Annotated in this window: 21 protein-coding genes and 1 tRNA gene; 9 read left to right on the forward strand and 13 right to left on the reverse strand. The window is 64.4% G+C overall.

All coding sequences use genetic code 11. The annotated features are described in order from the left end of the window. Positions 1-4 precede the first annotated feature (4 nt). Genes ACXR2W_RS01760 through ACXR2W_RS01770 form a run of 3 tightly spaced genes read right to left on the reverse strand, consistent with a single transcriptional unit; the run spans position 5 to position 1,657 of the window. Positions 5-943, reverse strand: coding sequence for an SURF1 family cytochrome oxidase biogenesis protein (locus ACXR2W_RS01760; RefSeq protein ID WP_458812667.1), 939 nt, complete (start codon positions 941-943; stop codon positions 5-7). Further along, positions 936-1,178 (reverse strand): hypothetical protein, encoded by a 243-nt coding sequence (locus ACXR2W_RS01765; RefSeq protein ID WP_458812669.1) that lies wholly within the window; start codon positions 1,176-1,178, stop codon positions 936-938. Before ACXR2W_RS01765 ends, ACXR2W_RS01760 begins: the two co-directional genes overlap by 8 nt. Further along, positions 1,175-1,657, reverse strand: a complete 483-nt coding sequence (locus ACXR2W_RS01770) for a DUF3099 domain-containing protein (protein ID WP_458812671.1) — start codon at positions 1,655-1,657, stop codon at positions 1,175-1,177. The genes ACXR2W_RS01765 and ACXR2W_RS01770 overlap by 4 nt, the downstream gene beginning before the upstream one ends. A 144-nt stretch (positions 1,658-1,801) precedes the next feature. On the opposite strand from ACXR2W_RS01770, the gene fabG reads away from it, so the two are divergent. Beyond that, positions 1,802-2,512, forward strand: coding sequence for a 3-oxoacyl-ACP reductase FabG (gene fabG, locus ACXR2W_RS01775; protein ID WP_458812673.1), 711 nt, complete (start codon positions 1,802-1,804; stop codon positions 2,510-2,512). Between the two features lie 117 nt (positions 2,513-2,629). Here the strand turns inward: fabG and serB are convergent, their stop codons facing one another. Then, on the reverse strand, positions 2,630-3,268 hold the full coding sequence (gene serB / locus ACXR2W_RS01780) for a phosphoserine phosphatase SerB (RefSeq protein ID WP_458812675.1): 639 nt from the start codon (positions 3,266-3,268) through the stop codon (positions 2,630-2,632). 62 nt (positions 3,269-3,330) lie between these two features. Here serB and ACXR2W_RS01785 point away from each other — a divergent pair, with 62 nt between their 5' ends. Together ACXR2W_RS01785 and ACXR2W_RS01790 are read left to right on the forward strand one after the other, a co-directional pair. Beyond that, complete coding sequence (locus ACXR2W_RS01785; protein WP_458812677.1) at positions 3,331-4,116, forward strand: ABC transporter ATP-binding protein; 786 nt, start codon at positions 3,331-3,333, stop codon at positions 4,114-4,116. Between the two features lie 118 nt (positions 4,117-4,234). Then, positions 4,235-4,483, forward strand: a complete 249-nt coding sequence (locus ACXR2W_RS01790) for a type B 50S ribosomal protein L31 (RefSeq protein ID WP_458812679.1) — start codon at positions 4,235-4,237, stop codon at positions 4,481-4,483. A 159-nt stretch (positions 4,484-4,642) separates the two neighbouring features. Here ACXR2W_RS01790 and ACXR2W_RS01795 read toward each other — a convergent pair whose 3' ends face one another. Next, a complete protein-coding gene (locus tag ACXR2W_RS01795; protein ID WP_458812681.1) occupies positions 4,643-5,344 on the reverse strand; it encodes an exonuclease domain-containing protein in 702 nt (233 codons plus the stop codon). Between the two features lie 111 nt (positions 5,345-5,455). Between ACXR2W_RS01795 and ACXR2W_RS01800 the strand changes: the two genes are divergently transcribed. The 3 genes from ACXR2W_RS01800 to ACXR2W_RS01810 are packed head-to-tail and all read left to right on the forward strand — an operon-like array spanning position 5,456 to position 7,976. Then, entirely contained in the window at positions 5,456-6,328 is an 873-nt protein-coding gene (locus ACXR2W_RS01800) for an alpha/beta fold hydrolase (protein ID WP_458812683.1), read from the forward strand. Further along, entirely contained in the window at positions 6,325-7,182 is an 858-nt protein-coding gene (locus tag ACXR2W_RS01805) for a TrmH family RNA methyltransferase (RefSeq protein WP_458812685.1), read from the forward strand. The genes ACXR2W_RS01800 and ACXR2W_RS01805 overlap by 4 nt, the downstream gene beginning before the upstream one ends. Before the next feature lie 8 nt (positions 7,183-7,190). Beyond that, positions 7,191-7,976, forward strand: coding sequence for a phosphatase PAP2 family protein (locus ACXR2W_RS01810; RefSeq protein ID WP_458812687.1), 786 nt, complete (start codon positions 7,191-7,193; stop codon positions 7,974-7,976). Positions 7,977-8,104: 128 nt separating this feature from the next. On the opposite strand, the gene ACXR2W_RS01815 is transcribed toward ACXR2W_RS01810, so the two are convergent. The 7 genes from ACXR2W_RS01815 to aceE all read right to left on the reverse strand — a co-directional run bounded on the left by ACXR2W_RS01815 (position 8,105) and on the right by aceE (position 16,524). After that, on the reverse strand, positions 8,105-8,848 hold the full coding sequence (locus ACXR2W_RS01815) for a glutamine amidotransferase (RefSeq protein WP_458812689.1): 744 nt from the start codon (positions 8,846-8,848) through the stop codon (positions 8,105-8,107). 114 nt (positions 8,849-8,962) lie between these two features. Continuing rightward, positions 8,963-10,201, reverse strand: a complete 1,239-nt coding sequence (locus ACXR2W_RS01820; RefSeq protein WP_458812691.1) for a beta-ketoacyl-[acyl-carrier-protein] synthase family protein — start codon at positions 10,199-10,201, stop codon at positions 8,963-8,965. A 68-nt stretch (positions 10,202-10,269) separates the two neighbouring features. Continuing rightward, a complete protein-coding gene (locus ACXR2W_RS01825; protein ID WP_458812693.1) occupies positions 10,270-10,518 on the reverse strand; it encodes an acyl carrier protein in 249 nt (82 codons plus the stop codon). Positions 10,519-10,557: 39 nt separating this feature from the next. Beyond that, positions 10,558-11,562, reverse strand: a complete 1,005-nt coding sequence (locus ACXR2W_RS01830) for a beta-ketoacyl-ACP synthase III (RefSeq protein WP_458812695.1) — start codon at positions 11,560-11,562, stop codon at positions 10,558-10,560. 20 nt (positions 11,563-11,582) lie between these two features. Further along, a complete protein-coding gene (locus tag ACXR2W_RS01835; RefSeq protein ID WP_458812697.1) occupies positions 11,583-12,503 on the reverse strand; it encodes an ACP S-malonyltransferase in 921 nt (306 codons plus the stop codon). A 79-nt stretch (positions 12,504-12,582) separates the two neighbouring features. Continuing rightward, a complete protein-coding gene (locus tag ACXR2W_RS01840) occupies positions 12,583-13,788 on the reverse strand; it encodes a PucR family transcriptional regulator (RefSeq protein ID WP_458812699.1) in 1,206 nt (401 codons plus the stop codon). 9 nt (positions 13,789-13,797) lie between these two features. Continuing rightward, positions 13,798-16,524 (reverse strand): pyruvate dehydrogenase (acetyl-transferring), homodimeric type, encoded by a 2,727-nt coding sequence (gene aceE, locus ACXR2W_RS01845; RefSeq protein ID WP_458812701.1) that lies wholly within the window; start codon positions 16,522-16,524, stop codon positions 13,798-13,800. A gap of 247 nt (positions 16,525-16,771) precedes the next feature. Here aceE and ACXR2W_RS01850 point away from each other — a divergent pair, with 247 nt between their 5' ends. Both ACXR2W_RS01850 and ACXR2W_RS01855 read left to right on the forward strand, forming a co-directional pair. Then, a complete protein-coding gene (locus tag ACXR2W_RS01850; RefSeq protein WP_458812703.1) occupies positions 16,772-17,233 on the forward strand; it encodes a peroxiredoxin in 462 nt (153 codons plus the stop codon). An 81-nt stretch (positions 17,234-17,314) separates the two neighbouring features. Beyond that, positions 17,315-17,390: transfer RNA gene (locus ACXR2W_RS01855), tRNA-Val, on the forward strand. A 255-nt stretch (positions 17,391-17,645) separates the two neighbouring features. Here ACXR2W_RS01855 and ACXR2W_RS01860 read toward each other — a convergent pair. Then, positions 17,646-18,626, reverse strand: coding sequence for an Abi family protein (locus tag ACXR2W_RS01860; RefSeq protein ID WP_458812705.1), 981 nt, complete (start codon positions 18,624-18,626; stop codon positions 17,646-17,648). Positions 18,627-19,182: 556 nt separating this feature from the next. On the opposite strand from ACXR2W_RS01860, the gene ACXR2W_RS01865 reads away from it, so the two are divergent. Continuing rightward, a complete protein-coding gene (locus tag ACXR2W_RS01865) occupies positions 19,183-20,760 on the forward strand; it encodes a type I restriction-modification system subunit M (protein WP_458812707.1) in 1,578 nt (525 codons plus the stop codon). Position 20,761 lies beyond the last annotated feature (1 nt).

Below are 20,761 nucleotides of genomic sequence, written 5' to 3' on the forward strand. Positions count from 1 at the left end.
GTAACTACTCTCCGAGCAGCGCGTCTTCTTCATCGTTATCGCTGGGGCCCCGACGCTTCTTGCGCAGGGCGGAGCGGCGATCTTGCTCGCGCACCACATCGCTGCCAGCGTTGAGTGCGCGGTACTCGTGGCGGGCGGCGTACCCAACACCGATCGCCGCGATCAAGATGAAGATGTACCACTGCAGCGCGTACGACAGGTGCGGCCCCTCGTCGCGCTCGGGCTTCGCGGGCAGCACGCCGTGCTCGGCAGTTCCCGTATCTGCACTGCCCGTCGCGGCACTGCTCGTCTCGGTGATGAGCATGCCGTAGGCGCCAAGATAGGTCTCACCGTCAACGCCGGTTACCTGCGCGATCGCGGGCACATCGATGCTCGCTACCGTGCGCTCGCCCGCCGAGCGGCCCGTGATTTCGGGTTCGGAAGCGCGTAGTCGTGTCTCGACCGTCACGGGCCCGGTGGGGGCCGCGGGGAGCTGTGCTGTGTCAAAGTTGTCGGCCTCGGCCTCGTTGCCATTGACGGGCACCCAGCCACGGCTGACATAGAACACGCGACCGTCGGTGGTTCGTAGCCCCTGAATGAGGTCGGAGCCGACGCCGCCGGGCCCTGGACGGTTGCGCGCAAGCACGGGGTCACCCGCATACTCGCCCGTCACGCGCACAGTGCGCCACTTTTGCACGCTCTCATCAAACACTGCAGGGTCGGGGAGTTCCGTGGCCAGCTCGACAGCAGGTGCCCCGTAATTCGCGTCGATGCGAGCGATCTCGGCGCGCGCCTGGGCGCGGCGATCGAACTGCCAATTGCCGAGCCACACGCATGCAATTGAGAACACGAGAAACATCGCAAAGTAGCCCGCCCAGCGGCGAGAACGCAAGAAGCTCCAGCCAGGCTGTGCGCTGGCCTCCACGCCAGGGCCTTGGGCCTGGGCGGTCTGCGTGTCAGTCATCAAGCTCCTCAATGGTGCGTACCTCGAGCGGAAAGTCGCGCGCGGCAAGAAACTCGCGCAGGTACTCGAGGTGTGGCTCGCAGGCGAGCCAGGTTTTGCGGCGGTCAATCGCGTGAATCTTGGGGTTGCGCCACAGCAGCGCAAAGGCTGCTTCGTCGCGGCAGCCCGCGCGAGAGCACTCGAAGCGTTGGGCGGCGGCCCCGCCGAGTACACCGGGGGAGATCACGCCGCTCACGCTGCGCCCTCGGCGTCAGACGCTGACTCTGACTCTGACTCAGACTCAGACTCAGGCTCTGACTCGGGTTCCGACTCAGGCTCAGGTTCTGGCTCCGACTCAGCGACAGGCGTAGCCGCCGTCTCTGCTCCAGCAGCAGGCGCGGGGCGGTCCCTGCGCCGTGTGGGTTCGACGTCGAGCACGATCAATTCGGGCTCGGGAGCCGCCTCGGGCTCGACGGGAGCGCGAATCTCGAGGGGTTCGGCCGCGTCAAACTCCTCGCGCGTGCCCTGCGCGACGGCATTACCCACCATCACAGCAAACCAAGGCAGCACGACCGTGCCGACGGCGGGAATGATGATCCACCAGCCGTGCACCCAAAAAAGCGAGACCACGCACACCACGCGCAGCGCCATGGCAATGAAGTACATGCGCATGCGGTGCGACCGGTCCTCTGCCGCACTCACACCCGCCGATGTGACGCGATATTCCTGACTCATGCGCTCCCTCTTCAACCACCCCAGCTTACTTTGTTCGGCTGAGACCTCACCCAAGCCCGGCTCATACTCCACGCTGCCCATATCGGGTGCAGCGATGACGGTCGCATAAGCTAGAGCGAGACTTTCACCTACGGAGGGACCTTCATGACTACATCGCGCACCGTTCTCGTTACGGGTGGCAACCGAGGCATCGGCTATGCCATCGCAGAGCGCATGCTCGCCGACGGCCACCGCGTAGCCGTAACCGCTCGTTCGGGCGAAGGCCCCTCGGGCTCACTCACCGTGCGCGCAGACATGGGGGACGCGGCATCAATCGACGCGGCCTTCTCGCAGGTCGAGGCCGAGTACGGCCCGGTTGAGGTCGTCGTGGCCAACGCCGGCATCACGAAAGACACGCTGCTGCTGCGCATGACCGAGGAGGACTTCACGAGCGTCATCGACACGAACCTCACGGGCACCTTCCGCGTCGTGAAGCGCGCGGCGAAGGGGCTTTTGAAGGGCCGCTTCGGGCGTGTCATTCTGATCTCGAGCGTCGTGGGGCTCTACGGCTCACCCGGTCAGATCAACTACTCGTCCTCGAAGGCCGCGCTTGTAGGCTTCGCCCGCTCGCTCACCCGCGAGCTCGGCGCACGCAACATCACCGCCAATGTGATCGCTCCCGGGTTCATCGAGACTGACATGACCGCGGCTCTGCCCGAGGCACAGCAAGAGCAGTACCGCGCCTCGATCCCCGCCGCCAGGTTCGGCCAGGTGGCCGAGATCGCGGGCGCGGCATCGTTCCTCGCGGGCGATGACGCCGGCTACATTTCGGGCGCCGTGATCCCGGTCGACGGCGGCCTCGGCATGGGGCACTAACTCCCAACGCACTAAGCGCACACAGCACGAAGCGCCGCTGGCATCTCGATCCGGATCAAGACGCCAGCGGCGCTTCGTATGTGTGGCGCGGAGCTGAGCGAGGCAGCTTCGTGCGTGTTAGCTCAGGCGGTCGAGCAGCGGGATCGCGCGCGACAGATCGGCCTCGATCGCCTCGTCGGCGCGCTCTACGACGACGGGCTTGCCGTTAAACGACACCCCGAGGGCCGCCACCTTCATCATCTCGAGATCGTTGGCGCCGTCGCCGATCGCGACAGAAGCTGACAGCGGGAGGCCGCTCGATGCGGCCCACTCCTGCAGCGCTTCGGCTTTGGCGGTGGCGTCGATGATCGGGCCGACGGTGCGGCCTGTCAGCTGGCCGTCGACCACTTCGAGCCTGTTAGCGCGCCAAAAATCGAGCCCTAGATCTTTCGCGAGCGGGTCGAGCACCTCGTGAAATCCGCCCGAGACGACGCCCACTTTGCCGCCGCGGCGGTGCACCTCGGCGATGAGCTCGGTGATGCCCGGGGTGAGGCGCACGCGAGCGTAGGTGTCGGCGAACACCGATTCGGGTGTGCCCGCGAGTGTCGCCACGCGCTCGCGCAGGCTCTCGGCGAAGTCGAGCTCGCCACGCATGGCACGCTCGGTCACCTCGGCGACCGCCTCGCGGCTGCCCGCCGCGTCGGCGATGAGTTCGATCACCTCATCCTGAATGGTCGTCGAATCACAATCAAGCACAACAAGGGGAGCAACGGTCATGACTCCAGTCTATGCAGCGTGCCATGCCGGCGCCCGCGCGCGAAGTCGTTAGGCTGTAGTTCATGACCAATGTGCTGCGCTTCACTGATGTCTCATACGTGCGAAACCAACGCCCGATTCTCGACAACGTCAGTTGGGCGGTCGAGGATTCAGAGCGCTGGGTGGTGCTCGGCCCGAACGGGGCGGGCAAGACGACGCTCATGAAGCTCGCCACGACACAGGATTTCGCGACACGCGGCACCGTCGACGTGCTCGACGAACGCCTCGGCAAGGTGGACGTGTTTGAGCTGCGCACGCGCATCGGCTTCGTGTCTTCTGCCTCGGCGCGACGCATTCCGCCGCAGGAGACCGTGCGCAACGTCGTGCTCACCGCCGCCTACTCGGTTGAGGGCCGCTGGCGTGAGCAATACGACGAGATCGATATTGAGCAGGCCGATCGCGTGCTCGCAGAGTGGAACCTCTCGGCGTTCGCAGACAGCGCGTTTGGCACCCTCAGCGATGGCGAGCGCAAGCGTGCCATGATCGCCCGGGCCGTGATGACCGACCCCGAGCTGCTGCTGCTCGACGAGCCCAGCGCGAGCCTCGACCTGGGCGCGCGCGAGCGCCTCATCGAGATCCTGTCGAGCTTCGCACAGTCGCCGTATGCCCCGGCCATGATCATGGTCACCCACCACGTCGAAGAGATTCCGCCCGGGTTCACGCACGTGCTCATGGTGCGCGACGGCCACATTCAGGCGGCAGGGCCCATCAGCACGACCCTCACCGCAGAAAACCTCGAAGCGACGTTTGGTTTGCCGCTCGCGCTCACCGAGACGAACGGGCGCTATGCGGCGACCGCACGTGGCTAGCACGACGCTGGCGAACGTCTGCTAAACTAGATCGCTGTGCGGTAATCCGCGCCATCCCAAGACCTCGGAGCGTGCTGTTACACGCTCCCATCCAGGCAAACAACTTAAAGGAACACTCATGAAGACCGAGATTCACCCCGAGTACAACGCAATCGTTTTCCGCGACCTCGCATCGGGAGAGACGTTCCTCACCCGTTCGACCCTGTCGAGCGCAAAGACCATCGAGCTTGATGGCGTGACCTACCCCGTCATCGACGTCGAGATCTCGAGCGCATCGCACCCCTTCTACACGGGCAAGCAGCGCATCATGGACTCGGCCGGCCGCGTCGAGAAGTTCAACCAGCGCTTCAAGGGCTTCGGCGCCTAACCAGCTGCTGCGTACAAAGCGGGGCCGGATCCTTGGGATCCGGCCCCGCTTTGCTATGCGCGAAAGCAGTTCAGCACGCGGACGGGCCCGCGAGCTAAGCCCGCGAGCCCGGGGGCCCGGGTGCGAGCCCAGCCGCGAGCCCGGGTACCCGCGTGCGAGCTAGGCCCGCAGCGGCCAGCGCCCGTCGGCGACAAACTGTGGGTCGCGCGCGCGGCGCATGTAGGCCTGAAAGTTTTCGGCCTGCGCTGCAGACCAGCCCACCTGCGCGGCGTGCAACTCGTCGAGCTCGGGCGGTGCGACATCGGCGTACTTGAGAGCGATCTGCTGCAGCACGCGGCCGGCCGCAATAGCATCTTCGCCTGCGTCGTGCGCCTGACCAAGGTCGACACCGTAGTGAGCCGCTACGACCTCGAGGGTGCGCTTGCCCTTGCGGTAGCGGTCAAACTGCTTATCGAGCAGCAGCGGATCGAGCACGGGCGTGACCTGCTCGAGCCAGGTGACCCCGTGCCTGGCGGCCTCAGCGGCGAGCAGGGTCAGGTCGAACGGCGCGTTATAGGCGACAACGGGGTAGCCGCGGTCGAGCATTTCGCGCAGCTGCGAGACGATTTGGGCGACACCGACGGCCGCATCCATGCCGCTGGCGCGCGCGACTTCGGTCGTGATGCCGTGCACGTTCGCCGCGGCGTCGGGAATGGGCACACCCGGGTCGATAAGCCAGTCATAGCGCTCGAGCACCTCGCCCGCTGGCCCGAGGAGCGCAATGGCGGCGCTCACGATGCGCGCCTGAGAGGTGTCAACGCCCGTGGTCTCTGTGTCAAAGACGGCAAGGTGCGTGGCCCAGAGGGGAAGTGTTTTGGTCACGTCAGTTCCTTTCGTTATGTCGATGCTATCGGCCGCCACCGACACGCCCGGCCAAGAGCTTTGGGGCGGCCAGCCCAGAACCCTGCCAGGGCTGCTCGCTACGATGGGGGAGTGAGTGACACCGCGCAGCATCTGACCGTGGAGGTGCTCGGCGCGCCCACGAAGGCCTGGCAGTACGGCAGCGCCGAAGGCCCGGCCCTCATCATGGTGCACGGGTTTCGCGGCGATCACCACGGGCTCGAAGGCATAGCGCGTTCGCTTGCTGCGGCGCGGCCCGAGCTGCGCATCATCGTGCCTGATCTGCCCGGCTTTGGTGCTTCGCCCGCGATCGGCGGCCGCACGCACGACATTGCACTCTACGGTGAGTGGCTGCGCGCATTCGCAGCGGCCACAGCACCCACAGGGTTCGCGATCCTAGGGCACTCCTTTGGGTCGCTCGTCGTGACAGCCGCCATCAAGGGAGGACTCGACCCCGTGCGCGCGATCCTGATCAACCCGATTTCTGCGCCCGCGCTCGAAGGGCCGCAGGCGCTCCTCACGCAGCTCGCCATTGGCTACTACAAGCTGGCCGAGATGCTGCCCGAGCGCGGTGCCCGCGCACTGCTGGGCAACCCTGCGATCGTGCGCGGCATGAGCGAAGTCATGGCGAAGACCCGCGACCGCGAACTGCGCGCGTGGATTCACGGGCAACACGGCGCCTATTTCAGCCGGTTCGCCGATGCCGCGACGCTACTTGACGCGTTTCGCGCGTCGGTGTCGCACACCGTCATTGAAGACGCGCGGGTGTACACCATGCCGACGCTCATCGTGGCGGGTGACCGTGACGACATCACGCCGCTCGCCAAGCAGCTCGAACTGCAGCGACGCATTCCCGAGGCGACGCTGCGCATTATTCCCGGCACGGGCCACCTGGTGCACTATGAAGCGGTCGAGGACGCGGTAGCGTTTGTGATCTGGCATTTGACGGAAGAAGTAACAGCGTGAACATCATTCGCATCACCGACATCCACGCTCCCGAGCTGACCGATTTCACGGGTCTCACCGACGTGGCGATGCGGCGGGTGCGCGAGCCCGCCGAGGGTCTCTACCTCGCCGAATCACCCAAGGTGATTGAGCGTGCGCTGCGCGTGGGGCACCGGCCTCGGGCGGTGCTACTCGCCGAGGTGTGGCTTGAACAGATGGAGCCGGTGCTCGCGGCTTACCCCGACGTGCCCGTGTACGTTGGCACCTCTGAACAGCTCGAGCAGCTGACCGGGTTCAACATGCACCGCGGTGCGCTCGCATCGATGCACCGGCCGACACCGCTCGACCCGGTGGAGCTGCTGCGCGCGTCACGGCGCGTCGTCGTGCTCGAGGACCTTGCCGATCACACGAACGTGGGCGCCGTGTTTCGGTCTGCCGCGGCTCTCGGAGTCGATGCCGTGCTACTGTCGCCCGGCTGCGCAGACCCGCTCTACCGCCGCGCGGTGCGCGTGAGCATGGGGGCGGTGCTGCAGGTGCCGTGGGCGCGGCTGCCAGACTGGCGCGAAGCGGGCCCGATGTTTCGCGAGGAGGGTTACGAGCTCACCGCGTTCGCGCTGCGTGACGACGCCCAAGACCTTGCTGAGTTTGTTGGTGATATTCCGGATCGCCTGGCCCTCATGTTTGGCACCGAGGGGCCCGGGCTCAGCCGCAGGGCACTCGCCTCGGCGGCACGCTCGGTCGTGATTCCGATGGAGCACGGCGTCGACTCGTTGAACGTCGCCACAGCGGCGGCGCTCGCCCTGTGGGCGGTGCGCACGGGCGACGCACAGGCCCGTGCGGCAGCTCCCGCTGTCGTAGCCGCCGCGGGGCAGTGAGCGACGCCGTGCAAAGGGTGAGGGGGCGCCGGCGGGCGCTGTGGTTCACGATCTTCTGGGCCGCGCTGGGCGTCGGCTCGTACGTGCTCGGAGTGCGCAACGAGCTCGGTCAACGGGCTGAGGAGAGCGTGCTCGACGCGGCCGAGTTTACGACGAGCCCGCCGCCACCGCTCAACCTGGTGTCGATTCCCTCGGTCGCGGTAGCGCTGATTGTCGTGGGCGTCATCGCCCTCGCAGTACACGGCGTGCGCCGGGCGATCGTGGTGACCGTCGTTCCCGCCTGTGCGATCATCGCGTCGCAGCTGCTCAAACAGCAGCTGCTCACCAGGCCCGCGCTCTTTGAACTCGACCTGCCCAACACGTTTCCGAGCGGGCACATGACCGTGTTTATGGCGCTCATGGCGGGCCTCATCTGGGCGGTGCCGGCCCGCGGTAGGGCGATTGTGGCACTCGGCAGCACGGCGCTGTTGGGCGCCGTGGGGTGGCAGCTGCTCGCGTTTGGGTGGCACAGGCCAAGCGACGTATTCGGGGGAGTCGCGCTGGGAGCCTTGGCCTTCTCGCTCGTCTGCCTGCTCAAGCCTGTGACGGCGAGCGGCCAGGCCATGCTGCGGCGATCAGTCTCGGTGGGGCTGGCGATGTGCGGCTGGATCTTGCTCGGCGGAGCGTGCGTACTGGCGCTGGCGGCCTGGGTCGGCGATAGCCCGGCGTTGATGCTGAGCGCGGGGGAGTTTGGGAGTGTCGGCCTGAGCGCGCTGGCGAGCCGATCAATCTTACTGTTGAGCTCGCCCTGGTAGAGCCCCTGCGTCCCTAGCGGTCGCCAGCGGGGCCTGTGTCATTCTGCGCGTAGTCGCAGAATCAACTGTGGATCCTGCGACTCGCTACGCTCGCGCAGGATGACGAATCAGCCTACTGATGTGGTCCCCTAGCGGTCGCCAGAAGAAATGTATTCTTCAACGAATCGGCCCAGCACCATGTGTGACGCGCGCACATCGGCGCGTTCGGCGCCCGCGACAATCGTGTCTACCTCGCTCGGTTCAAAGTAGCCGTGGTGCGCGTACGCGCGCACCCGTGACGTGAACGATGCGGTATCGAGCTCGGGGTGAAACTGGGTGGCATACACGTTGTCTCCCACACGAAACGCCTGCACGGGGCAGGTGGGAGAACTCGCCAACACGGTGATCGTGTCGGGCACCTCGGTGATCGCTTCTTTGTGCCCCACGAACGCGTCAAATGTGGCGGGCAACTGGTGCAGCAGCGGGTCGATGAGACCCGCGTCAGTGAGTGTGATGCGCGCGGCCTGCGAGCTTTCACCGTAGGTGCGATCGACGCGCGCCCCCTGGTGCGCACCAATCGTGCCGATCCCGTAGCAGACCCCCAGAAACGGAAAGTCGCGTCGCACGACCTCGGTGAGCAGCTGCGCAAGCTCCTGCTCAACCCGCCGTTCAGTCGGCGATTTCAGCTCATCGGGTTCACTCACCGTGAAGGGGCTGCCCGCGAGAATAATGCCTGAATACGCCGAGAAGTCGATGGGGCCGAGCGGGCCCGACTCGATCCGGCGCCATTCAAGGTCCTCAGGCAGCAGGCCAGTGAGACGGCAGTATGCCGCGTGCTCATCTGCGGCCTCAGTGTCTTCACCGCGCGTGGTGATGAGCAGAAAGGGCTTCATAATAGTTACCGTATCGTGTGACAGCGCGAGTCGCTCACGCAAGACGCCGCGGCCGCAACACACCGTAACCCGCGCGGGTCAGGGGTGCCGCGGCCGCGGCGCAAAGCACGAGAATTAGTTGTAGGAGCGTACCGCGAGAACCGCGTTGTGGCCGCCAAACCCAAACGAGTTCGAGATCGCCAGCTGCGGGGCATCGCCCAGCGCCTGTGCCTCGCCCGACACCTGCAGTGGGATCTCGGGATCCTGCTCGGTGAGGTTGATTGTGGGGGGAGCGACGCGGTTTCGCACCGCGAGCACGGTGAACATTGCCTCGAGCGCGCCGGTGCCACCGAGCAGGTGACCGGTGGCCGCCTTCGTCGCAGACACGGGAATCTCGTGTACGCGATCACCGAAGACGCGCTTGAGCGCCGTGTACTCGGCGATATCGCCCACGGGGGTCGATGTCGCGTGCGCGTTGATGTGCGTCACGTCGGCAGCGGTCGCGCCGGCCTGTTCGAGCGCAAGCTCAACTGCGCGGCTGGCTCCCTTGCCCTCGGGCTCGGGGGCGGTGATGTGGTACGAGTCAGCGGTTACGCCGCCGCCCGCGATCTCGGCGTAAATGCGAGCGCCGCGCGCGAGCGCGTGCTCTTCGGTCTCGAGCACGAGCGCCGCAGCGCCCTCACCCATGACGAAACCGTCGCGGCTCACGTCGTACGGGCGCGATGCGGTCGCAGGGTCATCGTTGCGCTTTGACAGGGCCTGCATCGAGTTGAACGATGCGAGCGTGATCGGGTGAATCGCCGCCTCAGACCCGCCCGCGATAACCACGTCGGCGTAGCCGGCCTGCAGGTGCTCGTAGGCGTTCACGATCGCCTCGGTGCTCGACGCGCACGCCGAGGCTACGGTGCGCGCGTAGGCGCGAGCCTCAAAGTGCATCGACACGGCGGCCGAGGGGGCGTTGGGCATGAGCATGGGCACGGTCAACGGCAGAACGCGGCGCGGGCCCTTCTCACGCAGGGTGTCCCACGCGTCAAGCAGCGACCACAGGCCGCCAATTCCGGTTGCCCAATCGACGCCAAGGCGCTCGTGCGGCAGCTCGGGGCTTCCCGCATCGGCAAACGCCTCCATCGCCGCGACAAGCGCAAACTGGCTTGAAGGATCAAGGCGCTTCGCGACGGGGCGGGCGAGAACCTCGCCCGGCTGCACCTTCGCTTTAGCGGCGAACGCGACCGAGAGGTCGTACTGTTCGGTCCAGTCGTTGTCGAGGGTGGCGGCTCCGGAGGCTCCGGCGAGGAGTGCGTCCCAGCTTTCGGATGCGGTGCCGCCAATGGGGCTCGATGCGCCGATGCCGGTAACGACAATCTTCTTCGTCATGTGTGAGTGCTCCACGTAGGTGAAAAGTTTTGGGGGCGGGGCGCTATCGCGCCCCGCCAGGAAAACGCTTAGGCCTGAGCCTTCACGATGAAGTCGACGGCGTCGCCGACGGTCTTCAGGTTCTTGACCTCTTCATCGGGGATCTTGACGTCGAACTTCTCTTCTGCGTTGACGACGATGGTCATCATCGAGATCGAGTCGATGTCGAGGTCATCGGTGAACGACTTGCCCGGTGCGACAACGTCTGCGGCGATGCCAGTCTCGTCGTTGATGAGCTCGGCCAGGCCTGCGAGGACCTCTTCGTTGCTGAATGCCATTGTTGTTTCTCCTTGAATATGGGTTGTGGCTGTAAAAGTTTAGGGGATCTCGACGACCTGCGCGCCAAACACGAGGCCAGCACCAAAACCGATGGTCAGGGCGAGACCGCCCGACAGCTCGGGGTGCTCCTCGCGCAGCGCGTGCAGCGCGAGCGGAATCGAGGCGGCAGACGTGTTGCCCTGCATCTCGATGTCGCGGGCCACGATGACCGACTCGGGCAGCTTCAGCTGCTTCGCGAACTCATCGATGATACGCAGGTTGGCCTGGTGGGGCACAAACGCGGCGAGCTCTTCTGGCTTGATCCCTGATTCCTCGAGCGTGCGGCGAGCGACCTTTGCCATCTCCCACACCGCCCAACGAAACACGGTCTGGCCGTCTTGACGCAGCGTCGGCCACGCCACCTCGGTGGGGTTCTCGCGGTACTCCTGGAACGTCGAGGTCACGCGAATCGTGTCCCACTTCTCGCCGTCTGAGCCCCACACGGTGGGGCCGATGCCGGTGTGGTCGCTCGCGCCCACGATGACGGCTCCGGCGCCATCTGCGAGCAAGAATGAGATGCTGCGGTCGGTCGGGTCAATGATGTCAGAGAGCTTCTCTGCGCCGATGACGAGCACGTTCTTGCAGTTGCCGGCGCGCACGAGCGCGTCGGCCTGCCCCACGGCGTACACGTACCCGGCGCACGCGGCCGAGATGTCGAAGGCTGCCGCGGGGGTGAGACCGAGTCGGTGCGCTGCGAGAGCGGCCATCGACGGCGTGACCGCGACGTTCGAGATGGTCGAAATGATGACGCCATCAATGTCGCTGCGGTCGAGGCCCGACTTGATGATCGCTTCTTCGCCCGCGGCAACGGCAAGGTCGACCGCTCCCACGTGCTCGCTCGCGCGGCGGCGCTGAATGATGCCGGTGCGCTGCCTGATCCACTCATCTGAGGAGTCGATCGGGCCGACGATGTCGTCGTTGGGCACGTCAACGTCACCGCGTGCCGCACCTATCGAGAGGATGCGGGTGTGAGCGGGGCCTGTCGGCTGCACGAGGGGGGCCATGGGAGTCCTTTCGGTCGGCCTTAGTTGGCCGTGTCGGCGATCAGCGCGATCGCGGCATCGAGGTCGGCTGGAGTCTTCACTGCCACGGTGGGCACGCCCTTGAGTGCACGCTTGGCGATGCCCGTGAGTGCGCCCGCGGGGGCAAGCTCGATGAGTCCGGTAATACCGGCCTCCTGGAAGCTCGCCATGCACGCGTCCCAGCGCACCGGGTGCGCAATCTGCGACACGAGCAGCTCAAGAAACTTCGCGCCCGAAGCGACACGCGTGCCGTCAGCATTGGTCCACAGCGGGCGATCCGGATCATTGACGCTCACGCCCGCCGCTGCCTGCTGCAGCGTGGGGACCGCAGACGCCATGTAGTTCGTGTGGAAGGCGCCCGCGACCTGCAGCGGAATGACGCGTGCGCCACGCGGGGCGTCTTCAGCGAGCGCGGCAAGCGCCTCGGGCGCGCCCGCCGCGACCGTTTGCCCGCCACCGTTACGGTTGGCGGGGGTGAGGCCGTGCGCCTCGATCTTGGCCAAGACGTCGGCCTCGACGCCGCCGACGACGGCGGCCATGCCGGTGCGTTCGCGCCCGGCCGCCTCGGCCATTGCGCGGCCGCGGGTGCCTACGAGCGACAGGGCGTCGCCCGGGGTCAATACGCCAGCGGCCGCGGCCGCGGCGTACTCGCCGACGGAGTGACCCGCGACGCCTGCGCCAGCGAGCGAGGTGCGTGCCTCAAGCTCGCGCCAAGCGAGCAGGCTCGCGGCCACAATGAGCGGCTGCGCGACGGCGGTGTCTTTGATCGTGTCAGCGTCACTCACGGTGCCGTGCGTAGCGAGGTCTACGCCTGAGCGTTCTGACGCCTCAGCAATAAACTCTCTGGCACCGTCGAGGGCAAGCCACTCGTTCAAGAAACCGGGGGTCTGTGAGCCCTGACCCGGGCAGGCGATAACAATCACGCTTTACAGTTTCTCAGATGGAGACCGGAATGACTGCATATAACCCACCATAAATTCGGGAATTCATTGTGGAATAGCTTCATTTCTTGGGTGTCGTGGGGCGTTTCGGTCCGTGCTGCGCGATGGAACCCGCAATCAATGCCGACTGCAAGATCAGTGCTTCACGGGCGCCGGTCGCGTTCCAACCAATCACTTCAGACACCTTCTTGAGCCGGTAGCGCACCGTGTTGGGGTGCACAAACAGCTCACGCGCGGTGGCCTCGAGCGAACGGCCGTTGTCGAGATAACACCACAGCGTCTCAAGCAACTCGGTCGAGTGCGCCTGCAGCGGCTCGTAGATCTGTTCAATGAGCGTGCGCCGGGCGAGCCCGTCGCCCGCGAGCGCGCGTTCGGGGAGTAGGTCGTCTGCGTTCACGGGCCGCGGGGCGTGGCGCCACGACCGTGCCACGGCCACCCCGGCCAGGGCGGCGCGGGCGCTCCGAGAAGCATCTATCAGGTTGTCGACGGTGGGGCCCAGCACCAGGGGGCCGTCTGAGAAGCCGCTCGCCAGGCGAGACGAGATCTCGATGAAGCTGAGCTCTTCTGCAGCCGCGCCCTGCTGGTGCTGGGGGAGCCTTGCCGGGTCAACGCGGCCGAGCACCAGCACCAGCCGGGTGCCCTGCAGCCCAATGAGTGCGTCGGCACCCGCGTGCCGGGCGTTGCGGCGCAGCTGATCGACGTCGACGACGCGCTCGGCCGTGCCCACGAGCACCGCCACCTCGCCGTCGCCGTGCCAGCCGAGCGCCGCGATCCGGCTGGGAAGTTCGTCGTCGCTTTCACCCGTGAGAATCGAGTCGACGACGAGCGCCTCGAGGCGCTCGTCCCAGAGGCCGCGCGCCTCGGCGGCGCGCGCGTAGACGTCGGCGGCCGCGAAAGCGACATCGCGCGAGTAGTGCAGCACGGCCTCGCGCAACGCCTCGCTGCGCGGGGCCACCCGCTCCTCAACAACCGAAACGACGACGCGGATCAGCTGCAGAGTTTCTTGCAGACTGATCGAGCGCAGCAGCTCACGCGGGGCCGCGCTGAACACGTCAGACGCGATCCACGGCGTAGATGTCGGATCCTCGTACCACTGAATGAACGAGGAGATACCCGTCTGCGCGACGAGGCCGACGGCCGACCGCCGGCTCGGCGGCATGTTGCCGTACCACGGCAGCGTGTCGTCGAGCCGAGTGATCGTGCGGGTGGAGAGCTCGCCTGTGATGCTGCGCAGCCAGGCGAGCTCTTGCTCCTTCGTGCCCTCCATAGGTGTGTGTTACGCGTCCCCGCCCGCACCGCCGGTCGTACCGGCGTTGACCTCGAGCAGGCGGTACTGCGCGGCGGCGCGACGCGGCACGTCGGCCGCGATCTTGCCCTGCGCAGCGAGGCGCTGCAGCACCTTCACCACGACCGACTCGCGGTCGATGTGGAAGAAGCGGCGAGCGGCAGCGCGCGTGTCAGAGAAGCCAAAGCCGTCTGCGCCGAGCACCGAGTAGTCACCGGGCACGAACTGGCGAATCTGGTCGGGAACCTCGGTCGACCAGTCGCTGACGGCCACAACGGGGCCTTCAAAGCCCTGCAGGCGCTGCGTGACATAGGGTACGCGCGGGGTCTCATCGAGGTGCAAGAAGTTGTGCTTCTCTGCGTCGACGCCGTCGCGGCGCAGCTCTGACCAGCTCGTCACGCTCCACACATCGGCGCTAACGCCCCAGTCGCGGGCCAGGATTTCTGCGGCCTCGCGAGCCCAGGGAACAGCCACGCCCGAGGCGAGAATCTGCGCCTTCACGCCGTCAGCTTCGCCCGCCTGCACACGGTGCATACCGCGCACGATGCCCTCAACGTCGGTGCCCTCGGGCTCTGCCGGGTGCACGATCGGCTCGTTGTACACGGTCATGTAGTACATGACGTTGGGATCCGGGTGGATTCCGCCGTACATGCGCTCGATGCCGGATCGCACGATGTGACCGATCTCGTAGCCGTAGGCCGGGTCATACGAGACGACCGCGGGGTTCGTGTTCGCGAGCACGAGCGAGTGGCCGTCAGCGTGCTGCAGGCCCTCGCCGGTGAGCGTGGTGCGGCCGGCGGTGGCGCCGATGATGAAGCCGCGCGCCATCTGATCGCCGGCAGCCCAGAAGGCGTCGCCGGTGCGCTGGAACCCAAACATCGAGTAGAAGATGTAGATGGGAATGAGCGGCTCACCCTGCGTCGAGTACGAGGTGCCGACCGCGGTAAACGCGGCCGTAGCGCCAGCCTCGTTGATGCCCACGTGCAGCATGACGCCCTGCGGGCTCTCCTTGTAGGCGAGCAGCAGCTCACGGTCAACCGACGCGTAGTTCTGACCGTGCGGGTTGTAGATCTTCGACGAGGGGAAGTACGCATCCATGCCGAACGTGCGTGCCTCGTCGGGAACGATCGGCACGAAGCGAGGGCCGAAGCCCTTATCGCGCATCAGGTCCTTGAGCATGCGCACGAACACCATCGTGGTCGCGGCCTCCTGCGTGCCCGTGCCCTTCGCCGCGATGGCGTAAGACTTGGGCTCGGGGAGGGTGAGCTCCTTGTGCGTGCTGCGACGCTCGGGCACGTAGCCGCCCAGCGCGCGACGACGCTCGAACATGTACTGGATGGCCGGATCGTCGTTACCTGGGTGGTAGTACGGCGGCTGGTACGGATCTGCCTCGAGCTGCTCATCGGTGATGGGGATGTGCATGGTGTCGCGGAAGAGCTTGAGGTCTTCAAGCGTCATCTTCTTCATCTGGTGCGTCGCGTTGCGCCCCTCGAAGTGGGGGCCGAGGCCGTAGCCCTTGACCGTCTTCGCGAGAATAACGGTGGGGCGACCCTTGTGGGCGAGCGCCTCGGCGTACGCGGCGTAGACCTTGCGGTAGTCGTGGCCGCCGCGGCGCAGCTGCCAGATCTCGTCATCGGTCATGTCTTCGACGAGGCGAGCGGCGCGCTCGTCCTTGCCAAAGAAGTTGTCGCGAATGTAGCCGCCACTCTCAGCCTTGTAGGTCTGGTAGTCACCGTCGGGCGTGGTGTTCATGACGTTCAGCAGCGCACCCTCGGTGTCGCGCTCGAGCAGGTCGTCCCACTCGCGGCCCCACACCACCTTGATGACGTTCCAGCCTGCGCCACGGAAGTAGCTCTCGAGCTCCTGAATGATCTTGCCGTTGCCGCGCACGGGGCCGTCGAGACGCTGCAGGTTGCAGTTGATCACGAAGGTGAGGTTGTCGAGGCCCTCGTTGGCTGCGACCTGCAGCTGGCCGCGGCTCTCGACCTCGTCCATTTCGCCGTCGCCGAGGAATGCCCAGACGTGCTGGTCTGAGGCGTCCTTGATGCCGCGGTTCGTCAGGTAGCGGTTCAGCTGCGCCTGGTAGATCGCGTTGATGGGGCCGAGGCCCATCGATACGGTGGGGAACTGCCAGAAGTCGGGCAGGCTGCGCGGGTGCGGGTAGCTCGGCAGAGCGTGACCCTCGTGCGACTTCTCTTGACGGAACCCGTCGAGATCCTTTTCAGACAGGCGCCCTTCGAGGAACGCGCGCGCGTAGATGCCGGGGGAGGCGTGGCCCTGAATGAAGATCTGGTCGCCGCCGCCGGGGTGATCCTGCCCGCGGAAGAAGTGGTTAAATCCGACCTCGTACAGCGACGCCGCCGACGCGTAAGTCGAGATGTGGCCGCCGACGCCAATGCCGGGGCGCTGTGCGCGGTGCACTGTGACCGCAGCGTTCCAGCGAATCCATGAGCGGTAGCGGCGCTCAAGCTCCTCGTTGCCGGGGAACGGCGCTTCGTCGCCCGCCGCGATTGTGTTGACGTAGTCGGTGGTCGGAACCATCGGCACGCCGAGGCGCAGCTCACGCGAGCGCGCAAGCATGCTCGTCATGATCTCGCGGCCACGGGCGGGGCCACGCTCATCGACTACTGCGTCGAGTGACTCACGCCATTCTGCGGTTTCCTGAGGATCCACATCGTCCTGATCCGGCGCGTAGGGATCCTGTGTGTTCACAGCCAAGATTGTGCTCCATTCACCATGCTGCGTGCCGGGGTTGCGCGGGTTCTTGCGCAAGTGCGGCACGGGCGATCCCGCTGATTCGCGGGCCACCTACCAGACTAGCGAATATCCACGATAAAAGCGTGCATTCTATGGTTGAAAGTGTCAATGTGCGCACAAAATTCGCCGTGCACGGGTGCCTACCCTGTGGCTAGGGTGGGAGTGACCGAAGAATCGAATGGCGCAACGCGTCAAGAACGGAGCATAGATGTCACTCGCAGTAGGAACCCAGGCCCCCGAGTTCACGCTGTCAGACCAGCACGGTGAAGAACTGACTCTCTCAGAGCTCGTCGCAGAGGGCCCCGTTGCGCTCGTCTTCTTCCCCCTCGCCTTTTCGGGGATCTGCACGGGAGAGCTGTGTGAGCTCCGCGACAACCTGTCGATCTTCGCTGACAGCAAGGTACGCCTCGTCGGCATCTCGGTCGACTCGGTGTACACGCTCAAGGCGTGGGCAGAGACTGAGGGGTACGAGTTCTCGATCCTGTCGGACTTCTGGCCGCACGGCGAAGTCGCCAAGCAGTTCGGTGTATTCGTTGAGGAGGCCGGCATTGCCACGCGTGCAACCTTCGTGATCGGCGAAGACCGCAAGGTGCTCGCCGCGTTCGAAACCGCTCCCGGCGAGGCCCGCGACTTCGCGTCGTACAAGGAAGCTCTCGCGGCCATCGCGTAACGCGCGACGCGCGCGGGATTTCTCGATTCGCGCAGCCGGGGTGAACACCCATATGCTTATGGAGTTCGCTTCGGCGAGCGAGGGCCTGTAGCTCAGCTGGTAGAGCGCCACGTTTACACCGTGGATGTCGTCGGTTCGATCCCGGCCGGGCCCACCATATGACCCCCACTCGGTACTTCCGAGTGGGGGTTTTCGCATTAGCACCGAATGTCGGTGCCTGACGATACGGTTAGAGATTGCAGGCAGCTACGCGTTTGTGCTCGGCATGCTGTTCTACCGGTTCATCTCCGAAAACCTCACAAGCTACATCAGGCTTCTCTCTCCGAGGCTGAAAATATTGCAGCAAGTCGCGCCCCAAAAAAATCTTACTCCGAGCAGATTCGCCTACGTGGTCATCTTCGCTCACCATCGCTCATGCTCGAGCATCTGGAGTGGGCAACGCCCAAAGCTGCTCTTCACGCCAAAGTTCGGGGAAGCCCATTTCGCTTTCAATTCGACCAGGCATTGCGGCAAAGGATCCTTCAATAAGATTCCGCACTTTGCTCATCCACGTTGATCCTGGTGAAATTTCCTGCAAAAAGTACCCGATGACGAGTAGCGCGCCGTACAACCGTTCGCTTTGCCCTAGCGGCAGCGAACGTAATTCACCGATGGTCCGAACTGCTGCTGTGCTCACCGGGGTAAACGATTTGTTCCAGACCCGTGAATGATGTGCACACGTGTTTCTCACCACAGTCAACTGTTCTAGCCAGCGCGCAAGAGGATGTGACTTTCTCGCTTTTGCTCGCTGATTCGGGCTCAAATTGTCATCATTCACTATGAGGCCGAGCCCTTTAGCGATAGCCCACTGGTCCTTAGCAAAGAGCCCGTCGTAGAGGCGAGAAACATCGGAGAAGTCGAGCACCTCGGTGAGCACCCAAATCGGCAGTGTCCCGTCGTATCTGGCTTCATGGTGGCGAATTGGTTCACTGTGGCGTCGAGCCCGAGCAGCCCGGACACGCGCCGTAGCGATCCATCCGGCATGGTTGAATGAAGGGCGAAAGATTGCGGGGTCTTGATACTCGATTGGCCCAAGTGAACCGAGGTGATAGCTAATATGACTGCGGAGCGCTACCTCAACTCGCTCAATTCCGTCATGAATTAGGGTGCGCAGCTTGCGATCAAACTCATACAGACGCGCCACCTCATCAAAAGATGCATCAGCAATGAAGCTATCTAGGCGATGCTCCTGACCACCCATTTCACGGTATGGGTACCAGTAGCCGCTTAGTCGATAGTAGCCAACGCTCTGCAGCCATTGCTTTGCGATGTCTCGCTCGAGGGTGAGCCCACGAGCAGACAACACATCAATCTGCTCGTCGATACTCGCAAATGACTTGAGCGGCTTTGTCACGTCGATGTGACCTCCTGGCTAAAAGAGATCCAGCCCACACCAGCGGTGCTGGGTGGGCTGAACGATTGGTCTCAGTCTACCACGTGACATTAACGGGTTAGGAGTGTGTCATTCTGCACTATCTGAGGAAGATCTTGGTGTGTCCCAAACGAAGAAGTCGAGACGCGGTAAGCGAAGACCACAGAAGCCAAGCCCACCCCCGACGGCGTCATCGACGCCGGTAGCTGTAACTGACGACCCCGAGATGACGACTCGCCTCATTGGTGAGTGGAGTGGGACGAAAGGTGGTGCCTGGGTGAGCAGGTCAAGTCCCGGGGAGCGGCGCCTAGTGGCCAAGCTGCGTCTCCGAGTCTCCGACCGCAGAACCTTCAGCCACAGAATCGAGCAACTGTCTACCGCGCCTGGGCCGTGAGCCTTTCACGTTTGCAGCCCCTCATCATTGCGCGACCGCGCTAACCACTGGCGGGCCGAACTGAGAATGTCGGTGCCTGACGATACGGTTAGAGATTGCAGGCAGCTACGCGTTCATAGTGCAACGCTGCACGGAAGAAAGTCGATGACACAGGATATGAAAGAACAGCAGCGAGCTGAGCTCCACAAAACCATCTGGCAGGTCGCAAATGACCTGCGCGGTTCAGTCGATGGTTGGGACTTCAAGTCGTATGTGCTCGGCATGCTGTTTTACCGGTTCATCTCCGAAAACCTCACAAGCTACATCAACAAGGGTGAGCGCGAAGCAGGGGCATCCGACTTTGACTTCACCCACCTCTCCGATGAAGAGGCCGAGTTCGCGCGCGATGAGATCGTCGCTGAGAAGGGCTTCTTCATTAAGCCGTCTGAGCTGTTCGAGAATGTGCGGGGGCAGGCTGCGTCAAACGAGAACTTGAACGAGACCCTCGAGTCAATCTTTCGCGACATCGAAGGCTCCGCCGTGGGCACCGACAGTGAAGACGACCTGAAGGGGCTCTTCGACGACCTGAACGTGAATAGCTCGAAGCTGGGGAGTACGGTTGCGAGACGCAATGAGAAGCTCGTGAAGCTGCTCGAGGCGATCGGTAGCCTCCCGCTTGGGGGCGAGTTCGCCGACAACTCGATTGACCTGTTCGGTGACGCGTACGAGTACCTGATGCAGATGTACGCTTCGAGCGCCGGTAAGTCTGGTGGCGAGTACTACACCCCGCAAGAAGTGTCTGAGCTGCTCGCGCACATCACCACGATGGGCAAGACGCGCGTCAACAAGGTGTACGATCCTGCCGCTGGCTCGGGGTCACTGCTGCTGAAGTTCGCGAAGGTGCTTGGCAAAGAGAATGTGGGCGGTTTCTATGGTCAAGAGATCAACCTCACCACCTATAACCTCGCTCGTATCAACATGTTTCTCCACGATGTAAACTATGAGAAGTTCGATATTGCGCTCGGCGATACCCTGCTCGAGCCGGCGCACTGGGACGATGAACCGTTTGAAGCGATTGTTTCGAATCCGCCGTACTCGATTAAGTGGGAGGGTGATGCGAACCCGCTGCTGATCAACGACCCGCGCTTTGCCCCTGCGGGTGTACTGGCGCCGAAGTCGAAGGCAGACCTCGCGTTCACGATGCATATGCTGCATTGGCTCGCGACCGACGGTACAGCCGCGATCGTCGAGTTCCCTGGTGTGCTGTACCGCGGCGGCGCTGAGAAGAAGATCCGCAAGTACCTGGTCGATAACAACTACGTTGAGGCCGTGATCCAGTTGCCGCCGGATCTGTTCTTTGGCACTACGATCGGCACCTGCATCATCGTGCTCAAGAAGTCGAAGAAGGCGAACGACGTGCTGTTCATTGATGCGTCGGCGGAGTTCGTGCGCAGCGGCAATAAGAACAAGCTCGCGCCCGAGAACCTACACAAGATCCTCGACGCGCTCGAGGAGCGCGAGCATCAGGATTACTTTGCGGCGACGGTCGCGAACAGCGCGATCGCAGAGAACGACTACAACATCGCTGTGTCTTCCTATGTCGAGACCGAAGACACCCGCGAGGTCATTGACATCACTGAGCTCAATAGCCGGATCGCGCAGATCGTCGCCGGCCAGGCTCAATTGCGCACCAAGATCGACGCGATCGTGGCCGACCTCGAAGGCGCGGGGCGCAATGTCTGAG

This window comes from Leucobacter faecis, assembly GCF_054456695.2.